Source organism: Pseudomonas sichuanensis (genome assembly GCF_003231305.1).
In the GTDB taxonomy this organism is placed as follows: Bacteria; Pseudomonadota; Gammaproteobacteria; order Pseudomonadales; family Pseudomonadaceae; genus Aquipseudomonas; species Aquipseudomonas sichuanensis.
Genome location: NZ_QKVM01000001.1, coordinates 1 through 20,017 on the forward strand (window position 1 = coordinate 1; position 20,017 = coordinate 20,017).

Sequence of the window (20,017 nt, forward strand, 5' to 3'; positions counted from 1 at the left end):
GTTACTTTGGCCGCGGCCGGCGAGGCAAGACCAAAGTAACCCGCCGTAAGGGCGGAAAGGTGACTACGCGTCGACATCGCAAATGAATGCGCATACAACTTTCAAAACAAACACCAAAACACCAAACACCAAAACGCCAGAAGTCCACATAAACTTCTGGCGCCTAGATCAAACAACCAAACAACCTATCAACCAAACGGCCGCAGCCCCTGCCTCATCCCAAACAGAAACAGCAACAAATCATGATCCGGTTTAACGGACACCTGCTCGACCTTCGCCTCCCGCGGCAGCGGGCACAAACCACCCACCTCGGCCTTGCTGAACACCGTCAGCCCCGGCTGCTCCCAGGCAGCCGCAGCCACCGTGGTCACCGCCAGTGCCCCAACAAGAAACAAAGCTCGAGCGATTTCTAGTTTCATTGCTCTAACCCTTTGACCGCGCTGCCAAACGCCATCTGGTAAAAATAGAGCAAGGTCTGCCATTCCGCGTCAGTGATCGACGAATGGCGCCGCAACTGACGCAAATCGTTGTACGCCGCGCGTTGGCAGCTGATTCGTCGCCGGCACTTCTCCAGATCGAGCAAGGCCACTTCAGCCCGGGCCTGCTCACCGGTGCCGATCACCTTGACGAACACATGCTTGCCGTAGAGGCAACCATGCTGCCAGTGCCCCAGGTGCATGCGCGCCAGGTTATCGGCAAGGTCCTTGAACACCCGCTCATGGACTGCCTGGGGATAACGCTCACGAGCGCCTTCGCTGTACCAGGTATCCAGGTCGACAAAACCGTCCAACGCTTCGCTTACCAGCAGCGCACGCCACTGGTGATCGGCATCGCGTTCAGCACCGGCAAACACGATACGCGGCACACGCACACCCAACTGCTCGAAACTGTTCAAGGCATCGAGTTCACGCAAGACCGTGGGCCGACCGAACGGGTGCAGCAGGCTCCGGTAGATATGGCCAACCTGGCGCTTGGCATACAACAGCTGGCCGCTGGCGTCGCTGAGGCGTTGCACGCCGCTTTCGCCACCACGCCGCTGGTTGGGTTCCTCGACCCATTCGCCCTGCTGCTGCCAGTAGAAATCAAACTGACCGGACTCATTCTGCACTGCCGCCATCAATCACTACCCCTTACGTAAAACGTACACGCGCCACATCGCGTAGAACGGCAGAAAGTCGAGCCGTTCCTGAATTCTGAAACCCGCAGCCGTAAATTCTTCTTCTACTGTAGCCGCCGGTAACACAAAGCGGTTCTGGTAGCTGTCCTGCTCAGCTCTGACACTGCGTCGAGCTTCAAGTTTCTTGCGCCGCCACGCCTTGAAGTTGCCATCCACCCACAGTGACAGAATCACACTGTCACGGCTAACCCTTTGAAATTCAGAGAGAATTGTTTTTCGGTGGGCGGGGTCACCGATATGGTGGAACAGCCGCATGCAGAAGATGCTGTCTACCGCGTTGTCCGGCAAGTCAATGGCAAAGGCGGAAGTCTGCAAAGGGCGTACCCGTGCCACCACCTCTGGCGGTTGTGCTGCACAGGCTGTCTCGATCATCGCTGCGGAATTGTCAGCGCCAATGATCACCCGGTTAGGCTTTTCCGCCAACAGGGGCCAAAAACGCCCTGCGCCGCATGGCAGGTCCAGGACCAGGCCTGGCTCGCCGGCCAAGGCCAAGGCATTGCGGGCCATCTGCTCGTCGCGTTTGTGCGATAGCCGCCTGGCCAAGCCATCCTGGTGTTTGAGGAAGTAGTCGCGGGCATGATCCCGATCGTACTTTTCGGAAAATTCGAGTTTGATGGGGCTACGCATCGAGCATCTCCTGACTCCAATGCGCTCACGTTAGGTAAGTGCGCGTAGGAATCAGGTTATGCAGATGTGAAAAAACCGTGATCAAACAGAACAGGTGTTACAAGACGTTAACCTGGATCCAGAACCTTACTGCCCGTCCTGATCCTCATCGACCATCTTGTTACCCTGGCTCAGGTCTACCTGGAAACGGCATCCGTGGGGCTGCGTGGTACTCAGGGTGACGCGCCAGCCCTGGTCATCGCAGATCCGCTGCACCAACGACAGCCCCAGGCCAAGCCCCTCGCCACGGCGCTCGTCACCGCGCACGAACGGGCGGAACATCGCTTCGCGCTGCTCCTCCGGGATACCCACCCCGCTGTCCTCGACACTGAACCCGTTGGGCTCCAGGCTCAGGCGGATATAGCCGCCATCGGTGTAGTGGGCGGCGTTGCGCAACAGGTTGCCCATGACCGATTGCAGGAAGGTGGCGTTGTACAGCGTCGGGCCGGCGCTCACCCGACCATCGTAGTAAAGGGCCAGGCCTTTCTGTTCGATAGTGTCGCGCCATACGGCGGTCAAATCATCACCCACTTCACGCAAGGTCGCCTGGGCGGCGATTGCGCCTTCATCACGTTGCGCGCGAGCCAGCATGAGGAACGTCTTGACCAGCTCGCGCATCTCCTCGGTGGCCCGTGCGATGCGCTCGACCTGGCTGCGCGCACGGCTGTCCAGGTTGGGGTTTTCAATCAGCAGCTCGCAGGAGGTGGCCAGCACCATCAACGGCGTGCGCAGCTCATGGCTGACGTCGCTGGTAAACAGCCGTTCACGGGTCAGCGCATCACGCAGGCGGCCCAGGGTATCGTCGAAGGCCACCGCCAGCTGCCCGACTTCGTCCGCCGCGTAATCCGGCGCCAGCGGTGGCGCCAGGCCGAGCAACTGGTCGCGATGACGCACCTGTCGAGCCAGGCGGATCACCGGCGCCATCACCCTTCGTGCCAACACCCAGCCGAGGATCACCGCCAGCGCCAGGCTGAGCACGAAGCCCACCACCACGACGGCGAACAGCACCCGCTCACGCTCCTCGAAATCGCTCTGGTCCTGCAGCAGCACATAGCGCCGCCCATCGACGATCTCGACCATCGCGTGATACGACAACTGGTCGCGGAACACCTCGTGGAAGCCCGGTTCCAGATGCCGCAAGTCCTTGGGCAGCTCGAAGTCATCACGCCCGCCGCTGAAATAGAACAGCTGGTCCGGACGCGGCCGGTGGCTCCAGTCGCTGACACTGTCCATGCGCAACAGACGCTGCAGGTCACCGCCGAGCACCGAGGAAATCAAGCGTTCCTCGACCAGGTGCACGGTGGCGACAATGCCGAAGGCAAAGGCCCCGGCCACCAACGCACTCATCAACGCAAAGGCGATGATGATGCGCTGGGCAAGGCTCTGCTTAAACTCCATCGCGGCCCTCGGCGAGGCGATAGCCGACGCCATGGACGGTATGCAGCAGGGGTTTGTCGAACGGTTTGTCGATCACCTGGCGCAGCTGATGGACGTGGCTGCGCAGGCTGTCGCTGTCGGGGCAATCATCGCCCCACAGGGCCTCTTCCAGCACTTCGCGGCGCAGCACGTGGGGGCTTTTCTGCATCAGCACGGCGAGCAGCTTGAGGCCCACCGGGTTGAGCTTGAGCAGGCGGCCCTGGCGGGTCACTTCGAGCGTGTCGAGGTCATAGCTCAGGTCGGCCACCTGCAAGGTACGGCGACCGCCGCCCTGGGCACGGCGCAGCACCGCTTCGATGCGCGCGGCCAGTTCGGACAAGGCGAATGGCTTGAGCAGGTAATCATCGGCACCGGAGCGGAAGCCCTGGAGACGATCATCCAACTGGTCACGGGCGGTCAGCATGATCACCGGGGTATCGCGGCGGGCATCCTCGCGCAGGCGCTTGCACAGCGTGTAGCCGTCGATGCCGGGGAGCATGATGTCGAGCACGATCAGGTCGTAATGCTCGGTAGCGGCCAGGTGCAGGCCCGACAGGCCGTCCTGGGCGCAGTCCACCGTGTAGCCTTTCATGCCCAGGTAGTCGGCCAGGTTGGCAAGAATGTCGCGGTTGTCTTCAACCAAAAGAATACGCATCGGGGTCTCCTGTACCGCGCTTCGCTCGGCGGCAGCTTAAGGCCATCGCCCGCGCTGTGCCAGCCCTCGGGAAAATTCACCAGGCTTTACAGTTTTTTCACCGAACCTTCACGGACACAGGATAGCGGGCGCCCGACAATGCCCGGTCTTTTTCCACCCCTGGAGCTGTCATGCAGGAAACTATCCGCCCACGCCCGATCAATCCGTGGCTTTACCTGGGCATCCCTTTCATCACCATCGTCGCGTTGATCCTGCTGGAATGGACATCGGTAGACATGGACCTGGCCAACCTGTTCTTCGACCGGGCTGCCGGGGAGTTCATCGGCCGCCATAGCTACCTGCTGGAAACCATCCTGCACGACCGGGTCAAACAGGTGGTGATCGCCTTGAGCCTGGTGGCGGTCGCAGCGTTCATCGCCAGCTTCTTCTGGCAACGCCTGTTCGGCTGGCGCCGTGAACTGGGCTGCCTGGTGCTGGCGCTGAGCCTGTCCACAGCCTTCGTCACCCCGCTCAAGCAACTGACCCAGGTACAGTGCCCGTGGAGCCTGAGCCAGTTCGGCGGCAGCGAAACCTACAGCAAGCTCCTCGAACCACGCCCGGCTACCGACAAGGCTGGCCTGTGCTGGCCGGGTGGCCATGCGGCGACCGGGTTCTGCCTGTTCGCGCTGTTCTTCGTGCTGCGCGATCGCCGGCCGCGCCTGGCCAAGGCGGCGCTGGGGCTGGCGTTTGTGGCAGGGTCGGTGCTGTCGGTGGGCAGGATGATGCAGGGTGCGCACTTTCTCTCGCACAACATCTGGACAGCGGTGTTCTGCTGGCTGATCGGGTTGGGGTGCTATTACCTGGTGCTGTATCGCCGGGGGATGGCGACGGCACCGGTGGCTCAACGCAGCGTTGCCTAATGACGGGGCCGCTGCGCGCCCCATCGCCGGCAAGCCGGCTTCCACAGGGTCGATATCTGCGCGGTCCGTGTGGGAGCCGGCTTGCCGGCGATGGGCTGCACAGCAGCCCCAAAGACAGCGACAAACGAAAAGCCCCGCACTAGGCGGGGCTTTTCATTACAGCTGGGGGTAAGGCTGGCTTACATCATGCCGCCCATGCCACCCATGCCGCCCATGTCAGGCATGCCAGCAGCTGGCTTGTCTTCCGGCAGGTCGGCAACCATGGCTTCGGTGGTGATCATCAGACCGCCAATCGAAGCTGCGGCTTGCAGGGCCGAACGGGTGACCTTGGCTGGGTCCAGGATGCCCATCTCGATCATGTCGCCGTATTCGCCGGTAGCGGCGTTGTAGCCGTAGTTGCCCGAACCTTGCTTGACCTTGTCGGCCACAACGCTTGGCTCGTCGCCGGCGTTGGCAGTGATCTGGCGCAGCGGGGCTTCGACAGCGCGACGCAGCAGGGCGATACCGACGTTCTGGTCTTCGTTGTCGCCTTTGAGGTCAGCGATGGCCGACAGGGCACGCACCAGGGCAACACCACCGCCAGGCACCACGCCTTCTTCGACGGCTGCACGGGTAGCGTGCAGGGCGTCTTCAACGCGGGCTTTCTTCTCTTTCATTTCAACTTCGGTGCCGGCACCGACCTTGATCACGGCAACACCGCCAGCCAGTTTGGCCAGACGCTCTTGCAGCTTCTCACGGTCGTAGTCCGAAGAGGTTTCCTCGATCTGGGCACGGATCTGCTTGACGCGGGCTTCGATCTCGGTGTCGGCGCCAGCACCATCGATGATGGTGGTGTTTTCCTTGGACAGGATGACGCGCTTGGCGTTACCCAGGTGCTCCAGGGTGGCGGTTTCCAGGGACAGGCCGATTTCTTCGGAGATGACCTGGCCGCCGGTCAGGACGGCGATGTCCTGCAGCATGGCCTTGCGGCGGTCGCCGAAGCCCGGTGCCTTGACCGCAGCAACCTTGACGATGCCGCGCATGTTGTTGACGACCAGGGTAGCCAGCGCTTCGCCTTCGACGTCTTCGGCAACGATCAGCAGCGGACGGCCGGACTTGGCAACGGCTTCCAGAACTGGCAGCAGTTCGCGGATGTTCGAGATCTTCTTGTCGACCAGCAGCAGCAGCGGGCCTTCCAGCTCGGCAACCATGGTGTCCGGCTTGTTGATGAAGTACGGCGACAGGTAGCCGCGGTCGAACTGCATGCCTTCTACGACGGACAGTTCGTTTTCCAGGCCCGAGCCTTCTTCAACGGTGATCACGCCTTCTTTGCCGACTTTTTCCATGGCTTCGGCGATGATTTCACCGATGGAGTTGTCGGAGTTGGCAGAGATGGTACCGACCTGGGCGATGGCCTTGGAGTCGGCGCATGGCTTGGCCAGGTTCTTCAGCTCGGCGACAACGGCGGCGGTGGCCTTGTCGATGCCGCGCTTGAGGTCCATCGGGTTCATGCCGGCAGCGACGGCTTTCAGGCCTTCGTTGACGATGGCCTGAGCCAGGACGGTAGCGGTGGTGGTGCCGTCACCGGCAGCGTCGTTGGCCTTGGAAGCGACTTCCTTGACCAGCTGGGCGCCCATGTTTTCGAAGGCGTCTTTGAGCTCGATTTCTTTGGCGACGGAAACGCCGTCCTTGGTGATGGTCGGCGCGCCGAAGCTCTTGGCCAGGACCACGTTGCGGCCTTTCGGGCCGAGGGTCGCTTTTACCGCGTCAGCCAGAACGTTGACACCAACCAGCATTTTCTTACGGGCGGAATCGCCGAATTTTACGTCTTTAGCAGCCATGATCGTTTAATCCTTGGAATTCTTTGGAGTAACGGGAAGTCGGGGAAATCAGCCTTCGACAACGGCCAGGATTTCGTTTTCGGCCATGACCAGCAGGTCTTCGCCATCGACTTTCACGGTGTTGCTGCCCGAGTAAGGGCCGAAAACCACTTTGTCACCCACTTTCACGGCCAGCGCGCGAACTTCGCCGTTGTCCAGGATGCGACCGGTGCCGACAGCGACGACTTCGCCGCGGTTCGGTTTTTCAGCGGCCGAACCCGGCAGGACGATACCGCCAGCGGTTTTCGATTCTTCTTCGCTGCGACGGATGACGACGCGGTCATGCAGAGGACGAAGCTTCATTGTCGATCTCTCCCAAATAGTGGTTTTCATCGGCCGGTGTCAGCACCGGCGGGTTGATGCGGTCCGGCGTTGCCGGGAGTGGCCCGCGAAGGGCGAACCACCTGTGTCATGTCTGGTGTCACCACCAGAAACCTTGCGGTGACCACATACATGAGGCCGGCTTATTCGATTACAAGGCTTGATACGGAAATTTTTTCATCAGGGGATTCATTGCAATTACTTGTCGCGGCGCTCGTACTCGCCTTCGATCACATTGGGGCGGTGGCCGGGATCACGGGGCTGGGCCTGGAACGGGTCATCCTGGAACGCCCGCTGGCGCAGGGCCTGCTCTTCGGCACGGCGGCGCAGCTTGCCGGCCACCAGGCGGCGGGTGAACGGCAGCAGGCACAGCAGGCCCAGCACGTCACTGATGAAGCCCGGCAGCAGCAGCAGGCCACCACCCACCGCCATCATCAGCCCCTGGAACATTTCTTCGGCGGGCAACTCGCCGCGCTGCAGGCTCTCACGGGCACGCAGGGCGGTCGCCAGGCCGGCTACGCGCATCACCAGCACACCCAGTGCGGAGCCGGCGATGATCAGCAGCAGCGCCGGGAAGAAACCGATGGCGGCGCTGACCTTGACGAAGACGAACAGCTCCAGCACAGGGAAAAGGAGAAACAGCAGTAAAAAGGCACGCATCACTAATTCCTCGACGGAAGAACATCTTCCTGTAGGAGCATCAGATGGATGCGTGCAGGCGTTTTTTCAACCCTCTGCGCGCGCCACCGTCGGCCACTGTTCGGCACGGGCCAGCAGCACCAGGGCTTCACGGACTTGTGTCGGGTTATTACAAGTTGTTGGGAAGGCCAGCCAGTACACCGCCTGGCCGATGCGCAGGTGCATGCCTTCGCTGTCGATGCCGACCATTTCAGCCGCTGTCGTGCTCGGCAGGCCGCTCAGCGCGACATAGTGGGCGATCGCTTTGGCATGGTCGCTGTTCATGTGTTCGATCATGCTCGCTTCGCCAGCGCCGGCAAAGGGGTTGGCCAGGGTAACCTGGTCGAGCCAGTGAATCGCGCCGAAACCACCGATGTAGCGGTGGCGCACCGGCAGCAGCACCCAGAAGTCGAAATCGTGGGCCTTGTGGTAGTTCGCCGACTCCGGGAAATAGCGGTAGTAGCGCGCGGCGGCCGCTTCGATGGCCGCTTCGTCGCTGAGCTTGTGCGCCTCGGCCATCACCGTCAGGCGCCCGACTGCCTGCACGTCCTCGGCCTCACGTTCGCCCACCAGCAGCGAACACTTGGGGTCCTTCTGCAGGTTGTGGGTGTGCTGGGCGATACGGCTGATAAGAATGATGGGGTGCCCATCGGCGTCCAGGCAGTAGGGGACCACCGAACCGAACGGGAAGCCCGGCATCGACTTGGAATGGGTGGAGAGCACGCCACGGTACTCCTTGAGCAGCAGTTCCCGGGCTGGACGAAGGGCGTTGGTACTCACGAAGGGGCTCCTGGCGATGGGCGGGGTGACAGACAAGATAAGCATTATCACCGCCAGGTGCCAGACAGGCCGGTCGCGCAGCGGCCCGGGGCCTACCAGGTCACGCCGAAACCGGCGGTGTAGCGGGTCTTGTCGAGATCACGATCATCGGTGCCCTTGATCAGGTCCTTTTCCGCCTTGAGGTTGAGCGAAGCCCATTCGGTGACCTTGTAGCGCAGCCCCATTTCCGCATCCAGGGCGTAGTCGGCGACGCCGCCAAACGGCTTGCCCACCTCGCCATTGGTGAAGAACTGCACTTTCTTGCCGATCAGGTAACGGGTGTAGTCCCACTTCACGGCCGCGGCGTAGAAGTTGTCCTTGCCGCCGTCGCGATACTGGTAATCGGTGCGGTTGATCAGCGAGCCCAACGAGAACGCCCCCAACTCGTCATCCCAGAACTGGTAGCCCGGGCCAGTACCGACGGTGCGCTGGCGCGCCAGCTCTTCGATCTGGTCGCGCTTGTACTCCAGACGCCCCTGCCAGAACCATTTCTCGGTGATGAAACGGTCGAGCGCATATTCCGCGCTCCAGTTGTTGGCGGTGGTGACATCGTCCTTGCTCTCGCGGTTGTATTCGCCTTCGGCGTTGTGCCGCCAGCGACCGTGGCGCGCGCTGGTCTTGAAACTGACGTCGTAGTCGTCGGTGTCGTTCTCGGCGCGCTTGTAGTCCAGCGCCACGTCGACATTGCCTTTCCACAGGAAGTCCTCGACCAGCGGTCGGGGCTTCATGATCTGCTCGATGCTGGCCAACTCCACGGTCTTGGGCGCATCGCCGTTGGCCAAGGTCACCTTGCCCGGTTCGGCAGCCTTGAGCGACTTGGCCTTCTCGCCGCTGTAGGCGTCCTGCTTGACCAGCAGTTCCTGGTCGCTCTCAAGGGTCTTGACCTGTTTCCAGTCCAAGGCGATCGAACCACCGTACGAGGTCTCCAGCAGCAACTTGCCGCCATCGAAGACGGTGATCTTGCCAGTGAGTCGATCGCCGTTCTTCATCCACACGGTATCGGCCAGCGCCGAGGTGCAAAGCGATACAGCGAAGAAGCAGAGCAGGATTCTTGAGTACATAAGTGGACTACGGATTCGATTTGCCGAAAAAAGCCGGGCATTATCCGGATGCCCACGCCATGAGCAAGGACAGACCCAGACCATGCCGATGAGTTCCACTCTTATTTGCCGTTGCCATCCGTCCGGTTTCATCTACAGGCCAGGGGGGCTCTGATGTCTGCCATCTCTGCTCCACCACCGGAAGATGCCGAAGCCCGACGAATGGCGTTGTACTCGGTACTCGGCCAAGTACCGCCGGGCAAGGTGGTCAGCTACGGCCAGCTCGCCGAGCTGGCGGGCCTTGGCCGCGCGGCACGCTGGGTCGGCCGCACCCTCGGGCAGCTGCCTGCGGACACCCGCCTGCCGTGGCACCGGGTGCTCGGCGCGGGGGGGCGCCTGAGCCTTGCCCTGGGCACCCCATCGGGCGACGAACAGCGTGCCCGTCTGCGCGCAGAAGGCGTGAATGTAGCCAATAATCGTGTGGATATGGCGCGCCATGGCTGGCGCCCGATGGAGCACAGCGGTTAGAGTGCGCGCTTTGTTTTCGCAAACTTGAGGCAGATGTTGGCCCATGCCCCGTAAAACCTGGCGCGCTGCGCTCGCTGCCTATGCCAGCCCGTCAACCTTGGTACTTCTGCTGCTCGGATTCGCCGCCGGCCTGCCCTACATGCTGGTGTTCTCGACCCTGTCGGTCTGGTTGCGCGAAGCGGGTGTGGCGCGCGAAACCATCGGTTACGCCAGCCTGATCGGCCTGGCGTATGCCTTCAAGTGGGTGTGGTCACCCCTGCTCGACCAATGGCGCCTGCCGCTGCTCGGCGGCATGGGCCGCCGCCGTTCGTGGTTGCTGCTGTCGCAGGTGCTGGTGGTGCTGGGCTTGGTCGGCATGGGCTTCTGCGACCCGCAGAAACACCTGTCATGGCTGGTCGCGCTGGCAGTGCTGGTGGCCTTTGCGTCGGCTACCCAGGACATCGCCGTCGATGCCTATCGCCTGGAAATCGCCGACGACCAGCGCCAGGCTGCGTTGGCCGCCAGCTACATGGCCGGCTACCGGGTCGCCGCCCTGCTGGCCACGGCCGGCGCGCTGTTCTTCGCCGAGTGGTTCGGTTCCACCGGCTTCAGCTATCTGCATCAAGCCTGGACCGGCACCTACGTGCTGTTCGGCGTGCTGATGCTGCCGGCAGTGTTCACCACGCTGATCATGCGCGAACCCCCGGTACCGCTGCGTACCCAGCTGTCGGCGGCGCGCTACGGGCTGATGCACCAGCTGGCGTCGGTGTTCGTACTGATCATCCTGCTGGTATCGGTACCTGCCAGTTTCACCCAGATGTTCAATACCGACTGGGCCAGCGTGCTGTTCGGCGACGCCACCCCGCTCGACCTGCTGCTCGAAGACCGCGCCTTCCTGCGCCTGCTGCTGTATGCACTGCTGAGCTGGGCGTGCCTGTCGTCCCTCGGCCGCCGTGGCCTGGCCCCGGTGCTCACCCCGGTCAACGACTTCATCAGCCGCTACCGCTGGCAGGCCCTGCTGCTGCTCGGGTTGATCGCTACCTACCGCATGTCCGACACGGTGATGGGCGTGATGGCCAACGTGTTCTACATCGACATGGGCTTTACCAAGGACCAGATCGCCAGCGTCAGCAAGATCTTCGGCCTGATCATGACCCTGGTCGGTGCCGGTGCCGGCGGCCTGCTGATCGTGCGCTTCGGCATCCTGCCGATCCTGTTCATCGGCGGCGCGGCGTCGGCGGCGACCAACATCCTGTTCCTGATGCTGGCCGACATGGGGCCGAACCTGGAAATGCTGGTGGTGACCATCTCGCTGGACAACTTCAGCTCGGGCCTGGCCACCTCGGCGTTCGTCGCCTACCTGTCGAGCCTGACCAACCTGAAGTTCTCGGCCACGCAATATGCCCTGCTCAGCTCGATCATGCTGCTGCTGCCGCGCCTGATCGGCGGCTATTCAGGGGTGATGGTGGAGAAGTTCGGCTACCACGATTTCTTCCTGATCACCGCCCTGCTGGGTGTGCCGACCTTGATCCTGATCGCCTTGCAGTGGCGGCAGGAAGCCGGTCGGGGAAAGCCGGTGCCGGTGGAGAGCCCGGCAGCTGAACAGAACTAGGCCTTCAAGGGCCTCATCGCGGGGCAAGCCCGCTTACAGGCTTACAGGCTTACAGGCTTACAGCGTGGGAGCGGCGGTGCGCCGCTGCGACTTGCCCCGCGATGTTTCTACTGTGCCACGGCCCCTTCATCAGGACGGCCACCCACCACAAACCATAACGGCCAAAGCGCCAGCGCCCCTGCCACGCCAGCGGCTAGGGCAAAGTGCATCAGGCTCGCACCCGCGCCCAGCATGGCCAGCAGTGCGCCCCCCAGCCCCAGCAAGGCGATGGTGATCATCCCCAACATGGCCGACACCAGGCCCTTGCTCTGCTCGCTGGCGAACAGCGTCATGCGGTACAGCACGGCGTTGGCCACACCCAGCCCCAACGCGTACAGCGACATGCCGGCCACCACGCTGGTCACTGTCGGCCAGTACCAGGTCGCCGCGACCATCAACGACAGGCCCGCCAGGTAAGGCCACAGCGCACCGCGCACCAGTGCAGGCAGCGGGTAGCGGTCGGCGATGCGGTTGATGATCAGGTTGCCGAGGATCAGCCCGGCGAACACCGGCAACTGCCACAGCGCGTATTCCATCGTGCTCAGGCCTTCGTCGTGGATCAGCAGCACCGGCGACAGGCCGATCCAGCCGATCAGCGGCAACCCGACCAGGCCCAGCGCCGCGCTGCCCGCGACAAACCGGCGGTTGGCCAGCAACTGGCCATAGCCGGCCAACAGCGGTAGCAGGTGAATCGGCGTGAACGGCAGGCGTGAGCCGTCGCGGCGCTCCACCCCCAGGGTTTCCGGCATCAAGCGGTACAACAGCAGCCAGCACAGCACCGCACCGACCGCGAACGCCACGAACAGCCAGCGCCAGTCCAGCCACTGCAACATCAAGGTGCCCACCAGCGGCCCGAGCAGCGGCGACAGCAGTGCGATGTTGGCCAGCAACGCCATCATGCGCACCGCGTCGGCCTCGCTGAACGCCTCGTTGAGAGCCGGGTAGCTGACCGTGACCACGAAGCCCAGGCCGATGCCCTGCAGCAGGCGCAGCAGGTTGAACAGGCCGATGTCATGCACCCAGAACGTCGCCAGGCAAGCCACGCCGAAGAACAGGCAGCCCGTCAGCAGCAGCGGGCGCCGGCCGTAACGGTCGGCGAGCGGGCCGATCAGCCATTGCAGCACCACCCCGCCCAGCAGGTACAGGTTGAGGGCGTGGGGGATGAATTCCGGGCTGGCGTCCAGGTCGCCGACCACGACCGGCATGGCGGGCATGACGGCATCGCTGGCCAGGTAGGTCAGCAGTTCGAACAGCGCCAGGGTCAGGCCGAACAGCAAGGCTCGCACGGGGGTGATGTACAGCAGTGGTTTCATGATCGGTATCAGGTGGGGACGGGTGGGGTCAGGCTATATGCCAGAAATGACGGCGGATTGCTGTGAGCAAGTGTAAGGGGCAGAAAAAACCGGGGCCGCTTTGCGCCCCTTCGCGGGTAAACCCGCTCCCACAGGTTAAGTGTGAACCCTGTGGGAGCGGGTTTACCCGCGAAGGGGCGCAAAGCGGCCCCGACTGTCAAAGCAGGTTTATTGCAGGGCTGTCTCCTGCACCACTCGGATCACCCGCTGCGGAAAGGGAATGTCGATCCCTTCAGCCTTGAGCCGGTCACGGGCATGCTCGTTGAGCATGAACATCACGTCCCAGTAGTCGGCGGTCTTGGTCCAGATGCGCAGCGACACGGTGATCGAACTGTCACCCAGGGTCGACACCACCGCCTGCGGCGCCGGGTCCTGCAGCACACGCGGGTCCTGGGCCAACTCCAGCAGCACATTGCGGGCCTTCTGCAGGTCGGCGTCATAGTCGACACCCACGTCGAACACCACCTTGCGGGTCGGCTGACGGTTGGTGTTGGTGATGATGCCGTTGGACAGGCTGCCGTTGGGCATGATCACCGTCTTGTTGTCACCGGTACGCAGCACGGTGTGGAAGATCTGGATGCTGTCCACGGTGCCCGCGACGCCCTGGGCTTCGATCCAGTCGCCGATGCGGAACGGGCGGAACATCAGGATCAGCACGCCCCCGGCGAAGTTCGCCAGGCTGCCCTGCAAGGCCAGGCCGATGGCCAGGCCGGCGGCACCGATGGCGGCGACGAACGAGGTGGTCTCGATGCCGATCATCGACGCCACGCTGACCATCAACAGGACTTTCAGCACGATGTTGGCCAGGGTGCTGATGAAGCCCTGCAACGCCGCGTCGGCCTTCAGGCCAACCAGTTTGCCCAGCCGAGCACTGAGCCTGCTGATGATCCACCAGCCGATCGCCAGCGTCAGCAAGGCCAGCAGCAGACGGCTGCCGTATTCCATGATCAGCGGTACCCAAGTCTGCGACTGGCGAACCAGCTGGTCGACCTCTGCATTCAAATCCATCGTCATCTTCTCCTGATGCCAAGCGGCAAAAAACACATTGAAACGGGCCGCACAGCATGCAGCGACCGCAGGAACCGATGGACATCATTGAGCCATCAAGGTTCCTGCCCTGCCCCGATCAGTCGCGGAAGTTGTTGAACTGCAGCGGCATGTCGAATTCCTTGGCGCGCAACGCAGCGATCGCCTCCTGCAGGTCGTCACGCTTCTTGCCGGTGACGCGAACCTGCTCACCCTGGATCGAAGCCTGGACCTTGAGCTTGGCGTCCTTGATGTGGGCAACGATCTTTTTCGCCAGGTCCTTGTCGATGCCTTCGCGGAACTTGGCTTCCTGCTTCATCTCCTTGCCGGATGGGTAGGCGTCCTTCACTTCCAGGCACTTGACGTCGATCTTGCGCTTGACCAGGGCCAGACGCAGGATCTCGACCATCGCCTCGAGCTGGAACTCGGCCTCGGCGGTGAGCATCACGGTCTGCTCCTTGTCCTTGAACTCGATGCTGCCCTTGCCCTTGAGGTCATAGCGGCGGTCCAGTTCCTTCACCGCGTTGTCCACGGCGTTGGTGACTTCGTGCTTGTCCAGTTCCGATACCACGTCGAACGAAGGCATGGGGGTTCTCCATAAAAAAACAGCGCGCTCAGCTTGAAGATGGAGCGCGTCAGGGTTAGGGGGTTAAAATGCGGGCTCATTATAACGGGTTGCGAAACGCAGATGAGCAGCACCTGGCATATTCTCGGCGCCGGTAGCCTCGGCAGCCTCTGGGCCTGCCGCCTGGCCCGCGCCGGCAAGGCAGTCCGCCTGATCCTGCGCGACCAGCAGCGCCTGGCGGCCTACCAGGCCGTCGGCGGGCTGACCCTGGTCGAACAGGACCACAGCCGCCTCTACGCGATCCCCGGCGAAACCCACAATGCCCCCGGCCCTATCCACCGCTTGCTGGTGGCCTGCAAGGCCTATGACGCGGCGCCCGCGGTAGCACGCCTGGCACCACGGCTAGCCGAAGGTGCCGAGCTGGTGCTGCTGCAGAACGGCCTGGGCAGCCAGGATGAGGTGGCCGACCAGGTGCCCCACGCCCATTGCATCTTCGCCTCCAGCACCGAGGGCGCGTTCCGCGAAGCGGACTGGCAGGTGCGCTTCGCCGGCCATGGCTTCAACTGGCTGGGCAACCCGCTCAACCCCGCCATGCCAGAGTGGTTCGACGACCTCCACGACGCCGGTATTCCCGCCCAGTGGAGCGTCGATATCCTTTCGCGGCTATGGCGCAAGCTGGCGCTCAACTGCGCCATCAACCCATTGACCGTGCTGCACGACTGCCAGAACGGCGGGCTGCTCGGGCACCTGGCCGAAGTCGACCAGCTGTGCGACGAACTGGCCAACCTGCTGTTGCGCTGCGGCCAGCCCGAGGCCGCCAACGACCTGAAGGAAGAAGTGCAACGGGTGATCCTCGCCACCGCCGCCAACTACTCTTCCATGTACCAGGACGTGCGTCATGGCCGGCGCACCGAGGTCCATTACCTGCTGGGCCACGCCTGCCGCGTCGCCGCCCGGCACAAGGCAAGCGTGCCGCAGCTGGAACACCTGCAACGGCGCCTGGTCGATAGCCTGAAGGCTCGCGGCCTGCCCAGCGACTGACTGGCCCATCCACCGGACATGGATACCCCCTGACTCATGAGCCTGCGCCAACGCCTGGAAAACCTCCCGGTCGGGCAGAAACTGCTGGCAGCCCTGCTGGTGCTGCTGGTTACCATACTGCTGGTCGCCAACCTGGCGTTCATCAGCGCCGCCTACTGGATCACCCAGGAAAGCATGGCGCCCCAGGCGCTGCAGACCATCGGCAAGCTGGTGTCCAACCCGCAGCTGTCCTCGCGGGCCGGCGACTCCCCGGAGACCGCCAGCGCCCTGCTCAAGGAGCTCGACAGCTACTCGCCGTTGCGCGCGGCGGCCATCTACGGTGGCGATGGGCAGATGCTCGCCCAGCTCCAGCACGGCGACGCCCTTACCCTGCCCAAGCGTTATCGCAACATCGACGGCTGGCGCCTGATGGAGTTTCGCAGCACCCAGCTGATCCGCCTGCCACGCAATGCCAACCCGCCCGCGCACCTGCTGCTGGTGGCCAGCAGCGAGCTGCCGATGGCGTTCTACACCGGCACCCTTTCCGCCAGCCTGGCGATCCTGGTATTCAGCATCCTGCTGTGGCTGGTCATCGCACGGCAGATCAAGCGCTTGATCACCCTGCCGATCAACAACCTCGAAGAACTGTCGCGCCAGGTCACCCGGGAAGAGAGCTACGCCCTGCGGGCTCAGCGCGGCAACGATGACGAGATCGGCAGCCTGGCCGATGCGTTCAACACCATGCTGTCGCGCATCGAGGCCCGCGAGCAGCAGCTCAAGGGCGCCCGCGACGAGTTCCAGCAGGCCTACGACCAGGCCCAGGGCCTGGCGGAAGAAACCCGCCACACCAACCGCAAGCTGGAGCTGGAAGTCCAGGTGCGCAGCAAGATCGAAAAGAAACTCACGGGCTTCCAGAACTACCTGAACAGCATCATCGACTCCATGCCCTCGGCGCTGATCGCCCTCGACGAGCAGCTTTACGTCACCCAGTGGAACCACGAAGCCACGGTGCTTTCCGGCACACCGCTGGACGAAGCGCTGAACCAGCCGATCTTCCTGGCCTTCGCGCCGCTCAAGCCGTTTTTGCCGCAGCTCAAGGAAAGCGTCGAGAAGCACCGGGTGGCGAAGATCGAGCGGGTCACCTGGCCCAAGGGCGATGACCTGCGCCACTACGCCCTGACCTTCTACCCGCTGACCGGCGGCGGCGGCCGTGGCGTGGTGATCCGTATCGACGACATCACCCAGCGCCTGTCGCTGGAAGAAATGATGGTGCAGTCGGAGAAGATGCTCTCGGTCGGTGGCCTGGCCGCGGGCATGGCCCATGAGATCAACAACCCGCTGGGAGCGATCCTGCACAACGTGCAGAACATCCGCCGGCGCCTGTCGCCGGAGCTGCCACGCAACCAGGAACAGGCCACCGAGCTGGGCCTGGACCTGCCGGCCATCAACCGTTACCTGGACAGCCGCGAAGTGCCGCAACTGCTCGACGGCATCCAGCAGGCCGGCGCCCGGGCGGCGAAAATCGTCACCCACATGCTCAGTTTCAGCCGCCTCAGCAACCGTCAGCTGGCGCCCTGCGACCTGCCGGCGCTGATCGACCAGGCAGTGGAAATCGCCGGCAACGACTTCGACCTGGCCATCGGCTTCGACTTCAAGGGCCAGGCCATCGTCCGCCAGTTCGACCCGCAGCTCGGGGCTGTGCCCGTCACCGCCAACGAGCTGGAGCAGGTGTTGCTCAACCTGCTGAAGAACGCTGCCCAGGCCATTCACCAGCGCCCGCAGCCCAGCGAGCCGGGGCGAATCACCCTGCGCACCCGGCTCAACCCGCCGTGGGCGGAAATCCAGGTGGAGGACAATGGCGTGGGCATGCCCGAGGCCGTGCGCAAGCGTACCTTCGAGCCATTCTTCACCACCAAGGAGATCGGCCAGGGCACCGGCCTTGGGCTGTCGGTCTCGTACTTCATCATTACCAACAACCACAAAGGGCAGATGGAAGTGCACTCCACGCCCGGCCAGGGCACCTGCTTCACCCTGCGCCTGCCCCTCGGCCTGCCGGCCACCACCAAAACGGAGACGTGACATGGGCTATCGCCTGTCGAAGATCTACACCCGCACCGGCGACAAGGGTGAAACCGGCCTGGGCGATGGCCGCCGGGTGCCCAAGGACCATCCGCGGATCGAGGCGATCGGCGAGGTGGACAGCCTCAACAGCCAGCTTGGGGTATTGCTGGCCGGATTGGCCGAAGCTGGCCTGGAAGAGCTGATCGAGGTACTGACGCCGTGTCATCACCGCCTGTTCGACCTGGGTGGCGAGCTGGCCATGCCCAGCTATCAGGCATTGAACGCTGCAGAGGTCGAGCGCCTCGAAGCGGCCATCGATCGCTGGAACGATGAGCTGGGGCCGTTGAAGAACTTCATCTTGCCGGGTGGTTCGGCGCTGGTGGCCCAGGCTCATGTGTGCCGCAGCCAGGCGCGGGCGGCGGAGCGGCGGTGTCAGCAGTTGAATGCCGTTGAGCCGCTGGAGGGGGTGGGGTTGGCCTATATCAACCGGCTTTCCGATCTGCTGTTTGTCGCGGCGCGGATTATCGGGCGGCGACAAGGTGTAGCCGAGGTGCTGTGGCAGGCAGCCACAAAGCCGGCCTGAAAAGCATCGCGGGGCAAGCCCGCTCCCACGCCAGTTACACACGTTAGCGTGGGAGCGGGCTTGCCCCGCGATTGCCAGCGCGCTCAGATCTCAGGCCAGAACGCCCGGATCCCGGCAACACCTTGTGCCCCAACTTCCCATGCTCGCTCCCGCTCACCCGCCCCGACCCCACCCAACAGGAACACCGGGCGGCTGACCGAACCGATCAAACGCTGCGCCTCATCCCAACCCAGCGGTATGGCATCCGGATGCGTCTGGGTCGCCTGCACCGGCGACAGGGTGACGAAATCCACGCCCATCTGCTCGGCCAGCGCCAGCTCTTCGGCATTGTGGCAGGACGCCGCCAGCCAGCGGTTCTCCGGGAAGGGGCGGCCTTTGGCGGCGTACTTGCGCAGCTGCGCCGCAGTGAGGTGCCAACCGGCCGCCGGGAAGTCGCCCAGCCACTCCAACGGCCCCTTGAGCATCAGTTGCGCCTTGCCGGCGCACAGCCCGACCGCATCCACGGCAACGTCGCGGTACTTGGGGTCGTACATGTCCGGGGCGCGCAGCTGGATCAGCTTGATCCCATTGGCCACGGCCTTCTGGATGCCCTTGAGCAGCTCCGGCACCTCCAGCCCATCCGGCGTGATCAGGTACTGATCCGGCAGGCGCGCGGCGGCGACGATCGGCTTGTTGGCTTCAGGGAAGTCGTACTGGCCCAAGTCGCGTGGCGCCACCCAGGCCAGCGGCTGGCCTTCCGCGCCATGGGGCTCGCCGGTGAAGGCATCCACCTCGCGCACGTCCAGTAGCACCTGCTTGTCCGGGTAGTCGTGGCTGACCTTGATCAGCGGTCGCGAACGGCTGACCTCGATACCCAGTTCTTCGCGCAGCTCACGGGCCAGCGCCGCTTCGACGCCCTCGCCCTCCTCCAGCTTGCCGCCGGGGAACTCCCACAGGCCGCCCTGGTGCTGGGTGTCGGCACGGCGGGCGATCAGGATGCGCCCGTCGGTGCCACGAATGACCGCTGCCACTACATGAATCCGTTTCACCCTTCACGCTCCGCCAGGCCGGCTTTCTGCCAGGCCTGGAAGGCCGGCCATTGGTAAATGGTCTCGATGTAGGCAGCCGCTTCGGCCGGCACCGCGACACGGTAGGTGCGCAGGCGCACGGCCACCGGGGCGAAGAACGCATCGGCCAGGGTCGGGCGGCCGAACAGGAACGGACCGTTGTCCTTGGCCACTACGCGGCATTCGCTCCACAAGGCGACGATACGGTCGATATCGACCTGCACGTCCAGTGGCAGCTCATCCAATGCCTGGTCGCGGGACAGATCGAACGGCATGTTGCCGCGCAGGGCGAAGAAGCCGCTGTGCATCTGCGCGCAGGCCGAACGCGCCTGGGCACGGGCGGCAACGTCCTCGGGCCAGAGCCTGGCTTCGGGGTGCTGCTCGTTGAGGTATTCGGCGATGGCCAGAGAGTCGGCGATCACGCCGTGCCCGGTCTTGAGCAGCGGCACCTTGCCGGTAGCCGAGAACGCCAGCAGGCGTTGGCGGGTGTCGGGCTGGTTGAGTTTGATCAGGGTTTCTTCGTAGGGCGCGCCGGCCAGTTCGAGGGCCAGGGCGCCGCGCAGCGACCAGGAGGAATACAGCTTGTCGCCGATGATCAGGTGATAGCTCATGGGTCGGCTCCATGTTTCATGGCAGAGGGAGCATCGCAGGGCAAGCCCGCTCCCACGCCGAAAGT

The 20,017-nt window shown here is 63.6% G+C and carries 21 protein-coding genes; 6 read left to right on the top strand and 15 right to left on the bottom strand.

The genetic code is table 11. The annotated features are described in order from the left end of the window. Window positions 1-188: 188 nt before the first annotated feature. From DM373_RS00005 to colR, 5 genes are all read right to left on the bottom strand, one after another. A complete protein-coding gene (locus DM373_RS00005; protein ID WP_110991591.1) occupies window positions 189-419 on the bottom strand; it encodes a hypothetical protein in 231 nt (76 codons plus the stop codon). After that, window positions 416-1,117, bottom strand: coding sequence for a lipopolysaccharide kinase InaA family protein (locus DM373_RS00010; protein WP_110991592.1), 702 nt, complete (start codon window positions 1,115-1,117; stop codon window positions 416-418). Before DM373_RS00010 ends, DM373_RS00005 begins: the two co-directional genes overlap by 4 nt. 6 nt (window positions 1,118-1,123) lie before the next feature. Continuing rightward, window positions 1,124-1,804: a class I SAM-dependent methyltransferase gene (locus DM373_RS00015; RefSeq protein WP_110991593.1), complete on the bottom strand. Its 681-nt coding sequence runs from the start codon at window positions 1,802-1,804 to the stop codon at window positions 1,124-1,126. 126 nt (window positions 1,805-1,930) lie between these two features. Then, complete coding sequence (locus DM373_RS00020; protein ID WP_110991594.1) at window positions 1,931-3,241, bottom strand: sensor histidine kinase; 1,311 nt, start codon at window positions 3,239-3,241, stop codon at window positions 1,931-1,933. Next, a complete protein-coding gene (gene colR, locus DM373_RS00025; RefSeq protein ID WP_028689695.1) occupies window positions 3,231-3,914 on the bottom strand; it encodes a two-component system response regulator ColR in 684 nt (227 codons plus the stop codon). Before colR ends, DM373_RS00020 begins: the two co-directional genes overlap by 11 nt. Before the next feature lie 170 nt (window positions 3,915-4,084). Here colR and DM373_RS00030 point away from each other — a divergent pair, with 170 nt between their 5' ends. Beyond that, on the top strand, window positions 4,085-4,813 hold the full coding sequence (locus DM373_RS00030) for a phosphatase PAP2 family protein (RefSeq protein ID WP_110991595.1): 729 nt from the start codon (window positions 4,085-4,087) through the stop codon (window positions 4,811-4,813). A 179-nt stretch (window positions 4,814-4,992) separates the two neighbouring features. Here the strand turns inward: DM373_RS00030 and groL are convergent, their stop codons facing one another. The 5 genes from groL to DM373_RS00055 form a co-directional block, all read right to left on the bottom strand. Then, entirely contained in the window at window positions 4,993-6,633 is a 1,641-nt protein-coding gene (gene groL, locus DM373_RS00035) for a chaperonin GroEL (RefSeq protein WP_110991596.1), read from the bottom strand. Between the two features lie 48 nt (window positions 6,634-6,681). Beyond that, window positions 6,682-6,975, bottom strand: coding sequence for a co-chaperone GroES (locus DM373_RS00040; RefSeq protein ID WP_016488938.1), 294 nt, complete (start codon window positions 6,973-6,975; stop codon window positions 6,682-6,684). Between the two features lie 216 nt (window positions 6,976-7,191). Beyond that, window positions 7,192-7,653: an FxsA family protein gene (locus DM373_RS00045; RefSeq protein WP_110991597.1), complete on the bottom strand. Its 462-nt coding sequence runs from the start codon at window positions 7,651-7,653 to the stop codon at window positions 7,192-7,194. A gap of 66 nt (window positions 7,654-7,719) precedes the next feature. Continuing rightward, complete coding sequence (locus tag DM373_RS00050; RefSeq protein WP_110991598.1) at window positions 7,720-8,451, bottom strand: HugZ family pyridoxamine 5'-phosphate oxidase; 732 nt, start codon at window positions 8,449-8,451, stop codon at window positions 7,720-7,722. A 92-nt stretch (window positions 8,452-8,543) separates the two neighbouring features. Then, window positions 8,544-9,551 (bottom strand): DUF481 domain-containing protein, encoded by a 1,008-nt coding sequence (locus DM373_RS00055; RefSeq protein ID WP_110991599.1) that lies wholly within the window; start codon window positions 9,549-9,551, stop codon window positions 8,544-8,546. A gap of 153 nt (window positions 9,552-9,704) precedes the next feature. Between DM373_RS00055 and DM373_RS00060 the strand changes: the two genes are divergently transcribed. Continuing rightward, a complete protein-coding gene (locus tag DM373_RS00060) occupies window positions 9,705-10,058 on the top strand; it encodes an MGMT family protein (RefSeq protein WP_110991600.1) in 354 nt (117 codons plus the stop codon). 43 nt (window positions 10,059-10,101) lie between these two features. Continuing rightward, window positions 10,102-11,649, top strand: a complete 1,548-nt coding sequence (locus tag DM373_RS00065; protein WP_110991601.1) for an AmpG family muropeptide MFS transporter — start codon at window positions 10,102-10,104, stop codon at window positions 11,647-11,649. Window positions 11,650-11,756: 107 nt separating this feature from the next. On the opposite strand, the gene DM373_RS00070 is transcribed toward DM373_RS00065, so the two are convergent. The 3 genes from DM373_RS00070 to DM373_RS00080 all read right to left on the bottom strand — a co-directional run bounded on the left by DM373_RS00070 (window position 11,757) and on the right by DM373_RS00080 (window position 14,652). Further along, window positions 11,757-13,001 carry an MFS transporter gene (locus tag DM373_RS00070; RefSeq protein WP_110991602.1) on the bottom strand — a complete coding sequence of 415 codons (1,245 nt, stop codon included), beginning with the start codon at window positions 12,999-13,001 and terminating at the stop codon, window positions 11,757-11,759. A 207-nt stretch (window positions 13,002-13,208) separates the two neighbouring features. Further along, on the bottom strand, window positions 13,209-14,048 hold the full coding sequence (locus tag DM373_RS00075; protein WP_110991603.1) for a mechanosensitive ion channel family protein: 840 nt from the start codon (window positions 14,046-14,048) through the stop codon (window positions 13,209-13,211). A gap of 118 nt (window positions 14,049-14,166) precedes the next feature. Then, window positions 14,167-14,652 carry a YajQ family cyclic di-GMP-binding protein gene (locus tag DM373_RS00080; RefSeq protein WP_110991604.1) on the bottom strand — a complete coding sequence of 162 codons (486 nt, stop codon included), beginning with the start codon at window positions 14,650-14,652 and terminating at the stop codon, window positions 14,167-14,169. Between the two features lie 102 nt (window positions 14,653-14,754). Here DM373_RS00080 and DM373_RS00085 point away from each other — a divergent pair, with 102 nt between their 5' ends. From DM373_RS00085 to DM373_RS00095, 3 genes are read left to right on the top strand one after another with little or no spacing between them, the layout of a single operon-like run. Further along, window positions 14,755-15,672, top strand: coding sequence for a putative 2-dehydropantoate 2-reductase (locus tag DM373_RS00085; RefSeq protein WP_110991605.1), 918 nt, complete (start codon window positions 14,755-14,757; stop codon window positions 15,670-15,672). A gap of 36 nt (window positions 15,673-15,708) precedes the next feature. Next, on the top strand, window positions 15,709-17,730 hold the full coding sequence (locus tag DM373_RS00090; RefSeq protein WP_110991606.1) for a sensor histidine kinase: 2,022 nt from the start codon (window positions 15,709-15,711) through the stop codon (window positions 17,728-17,730). Between the two features lies 1 nt (window position 17,731). After that, a complete protein-coding gene (locus tag DM373_RS00095) occupies window positions 17,732-18,295 on the top strand; it encodes a cob(I)yrinic acid a,c-diamide adenosyltransferase (protein WP_110991607.1) in 564 nt (187 codons plus the stop codon). Window positions 18,296-18,378: 83 nt separating this feature from the next. On the opposite strand, the gene DM373_RS00100 is transcribed toward DM373_RS00095, so the two are convergent. After that, window positions 18,379-19,323 carry a Nudix family hydrolase gene (locus tag DM373_RS00100; protein WP_110991608.1) on the bottom strand — a complete coding sequence of 315 codons (945 nt, stop codon included), beginning with the start codon at window positions 19,321-19,323 and terminating at the stop codon, window positions 18,379-18,381. After that, window positions 19,320-19,952, bottom strand: a complete 633-nt coding sequence (locus DM373_RS00105) for a glutathione S-transferase family protein (protein WP_110991609.1) — start codon at window positions 19,950-19,952, stop codon at window positions 19,320-19,322. Before DM373_RS00105 ends, DM373_RS00100 begins: the two co-directional genes overlap by 4 nt. Window positions 19,953-20,017 lie beyond the last annotated feature (65 nt).

Coding starts and splice junctions, on each gene's coding strand:
- DM373_RS00005 (WP_110991591.1), bottom strand. CDS start 419: ATGAAACTAGAAATCGCTCGAGCTTTGTTTCTTGTTGGGGCACTGGCG.
- DM373_RS00010 (WP_110991592.1), bottom strand. CDS start 1,117: ATGGCGGCAGTGCAGAATGAGTCCGGTCAGTTTGATTTCTACTGGCAG.
- DM373_RS00015 (WP_110991593.1), bottom strand. CDS start 1,804: ATGCGTAGCCCCATCAAACTCGAATTTTCCGAAAAGTACGATCGGGAT.
- DM373_RS00020 (WP_110991594.1), bottom strand. CDS start 3,241: ATGGAGTTTAAGCAGAGCCTTGCCCAGCGCATCATCATCGCCTTTGCG.
- colR (WP_028689695.1), bottom strand. CDS start 3,914: ATGCGTATTCTTTTGGTTGAAGACAACCGCGACATTCTTGCCAACCTG.
- DM373_RS00030 (WP_110991595.1), top strand. CDS start 4,085: ATGCAGGAAACTATCCGCCCACGCCCGATCAATCCGTGGCTTTACCTG.
- groL (WP_110991596.1), bottom strand. CDS start 6,633: ATGGCTGCTAAAGACGTAAAATTCGGCGATTCCGCCCGTAAGAAAATG.
- DM373_RS00040 (WP_016488938.1), bottom strand. CDS start 6,975: ATGAAGCTTCGTCCTCTGCATGACCGCGTCGTCATCCGTCGCAGCGAA.
- DM373_RS00045 (WP_110991597.1), bottom strand. CDS start 7,653: ATGCGTGCCTTTTTACTGCTGTTTCTCCTTTTCCCTGTGCTGGAGCTG.
- DM373_RS00055 (WP_110991599.1), bottom strand. CDS start 9,551: ATGTACTCAAGAATCCTGCTCTGCTTCTTCGCTGTATCGCTTTGCACC.
- DM373_RS00060 (WP_110991600.1), top strand. CDS start 9,705: ATGTCTGCCATCTCTGCTCCACCACCGGAAGATGCCGAAGCCCGACGA.
- DM373_RS00065 (WP_110991601.1), top strand. CDS start 10,102: ATGCCCCGTAAAACCTGGCGCGCTGCGCTCGCTGCCTATGCCAGCCCG.
- DM373_RS00070 (WP_110991602.1), bottom strand. CDS start 13,001: ATGAAACCACTGCTGTACATCACCCCCGTGCGAGCCTTGCTGTTCGGC.
- DM373_RS00075 (WP_110991603.1), bottom strand. CDS start 14,048: ATGGATTTGAATGCAGAGGTCGACCAGCTGGTTCGCCAGTCGCAGACT.
- DM373_RS00080 (WP_110991604.1), bottom strand. CDS start 14,652: ATGCCTTCGTTCGACGTGGTATCGGAACTGGACAAGCACGAAGTCACC.
- DM373_RS00085 (WP_110991605.1), top strand. CDS start 14,755: ATGAGCAGCACCTGGCATATTCTCGGCGCCGGTAGCCTCGGCAGCCTC.
- DM373_RS00090 (WP_110991606.1), top strand. CDS start 15,709: ATGAGCCTGCGCCAACGCCTGGAAAACCTCCCGGTCGGGCAGAAACTG.
- DM373_RS00095 (WP_110991607.1), top strand. CDS start 17,732: ATGGGCTATCGCCTGTCGAAGATCTACACCCGCACCGGCGACAAGGGT.
- DM373_RS00105 (WP_110991609.1), bottom strand. CDS start 19,952: ATGAGCTATCACCTGATCATCGGCGACAAGCTGTATTCCTCCTGGTCG.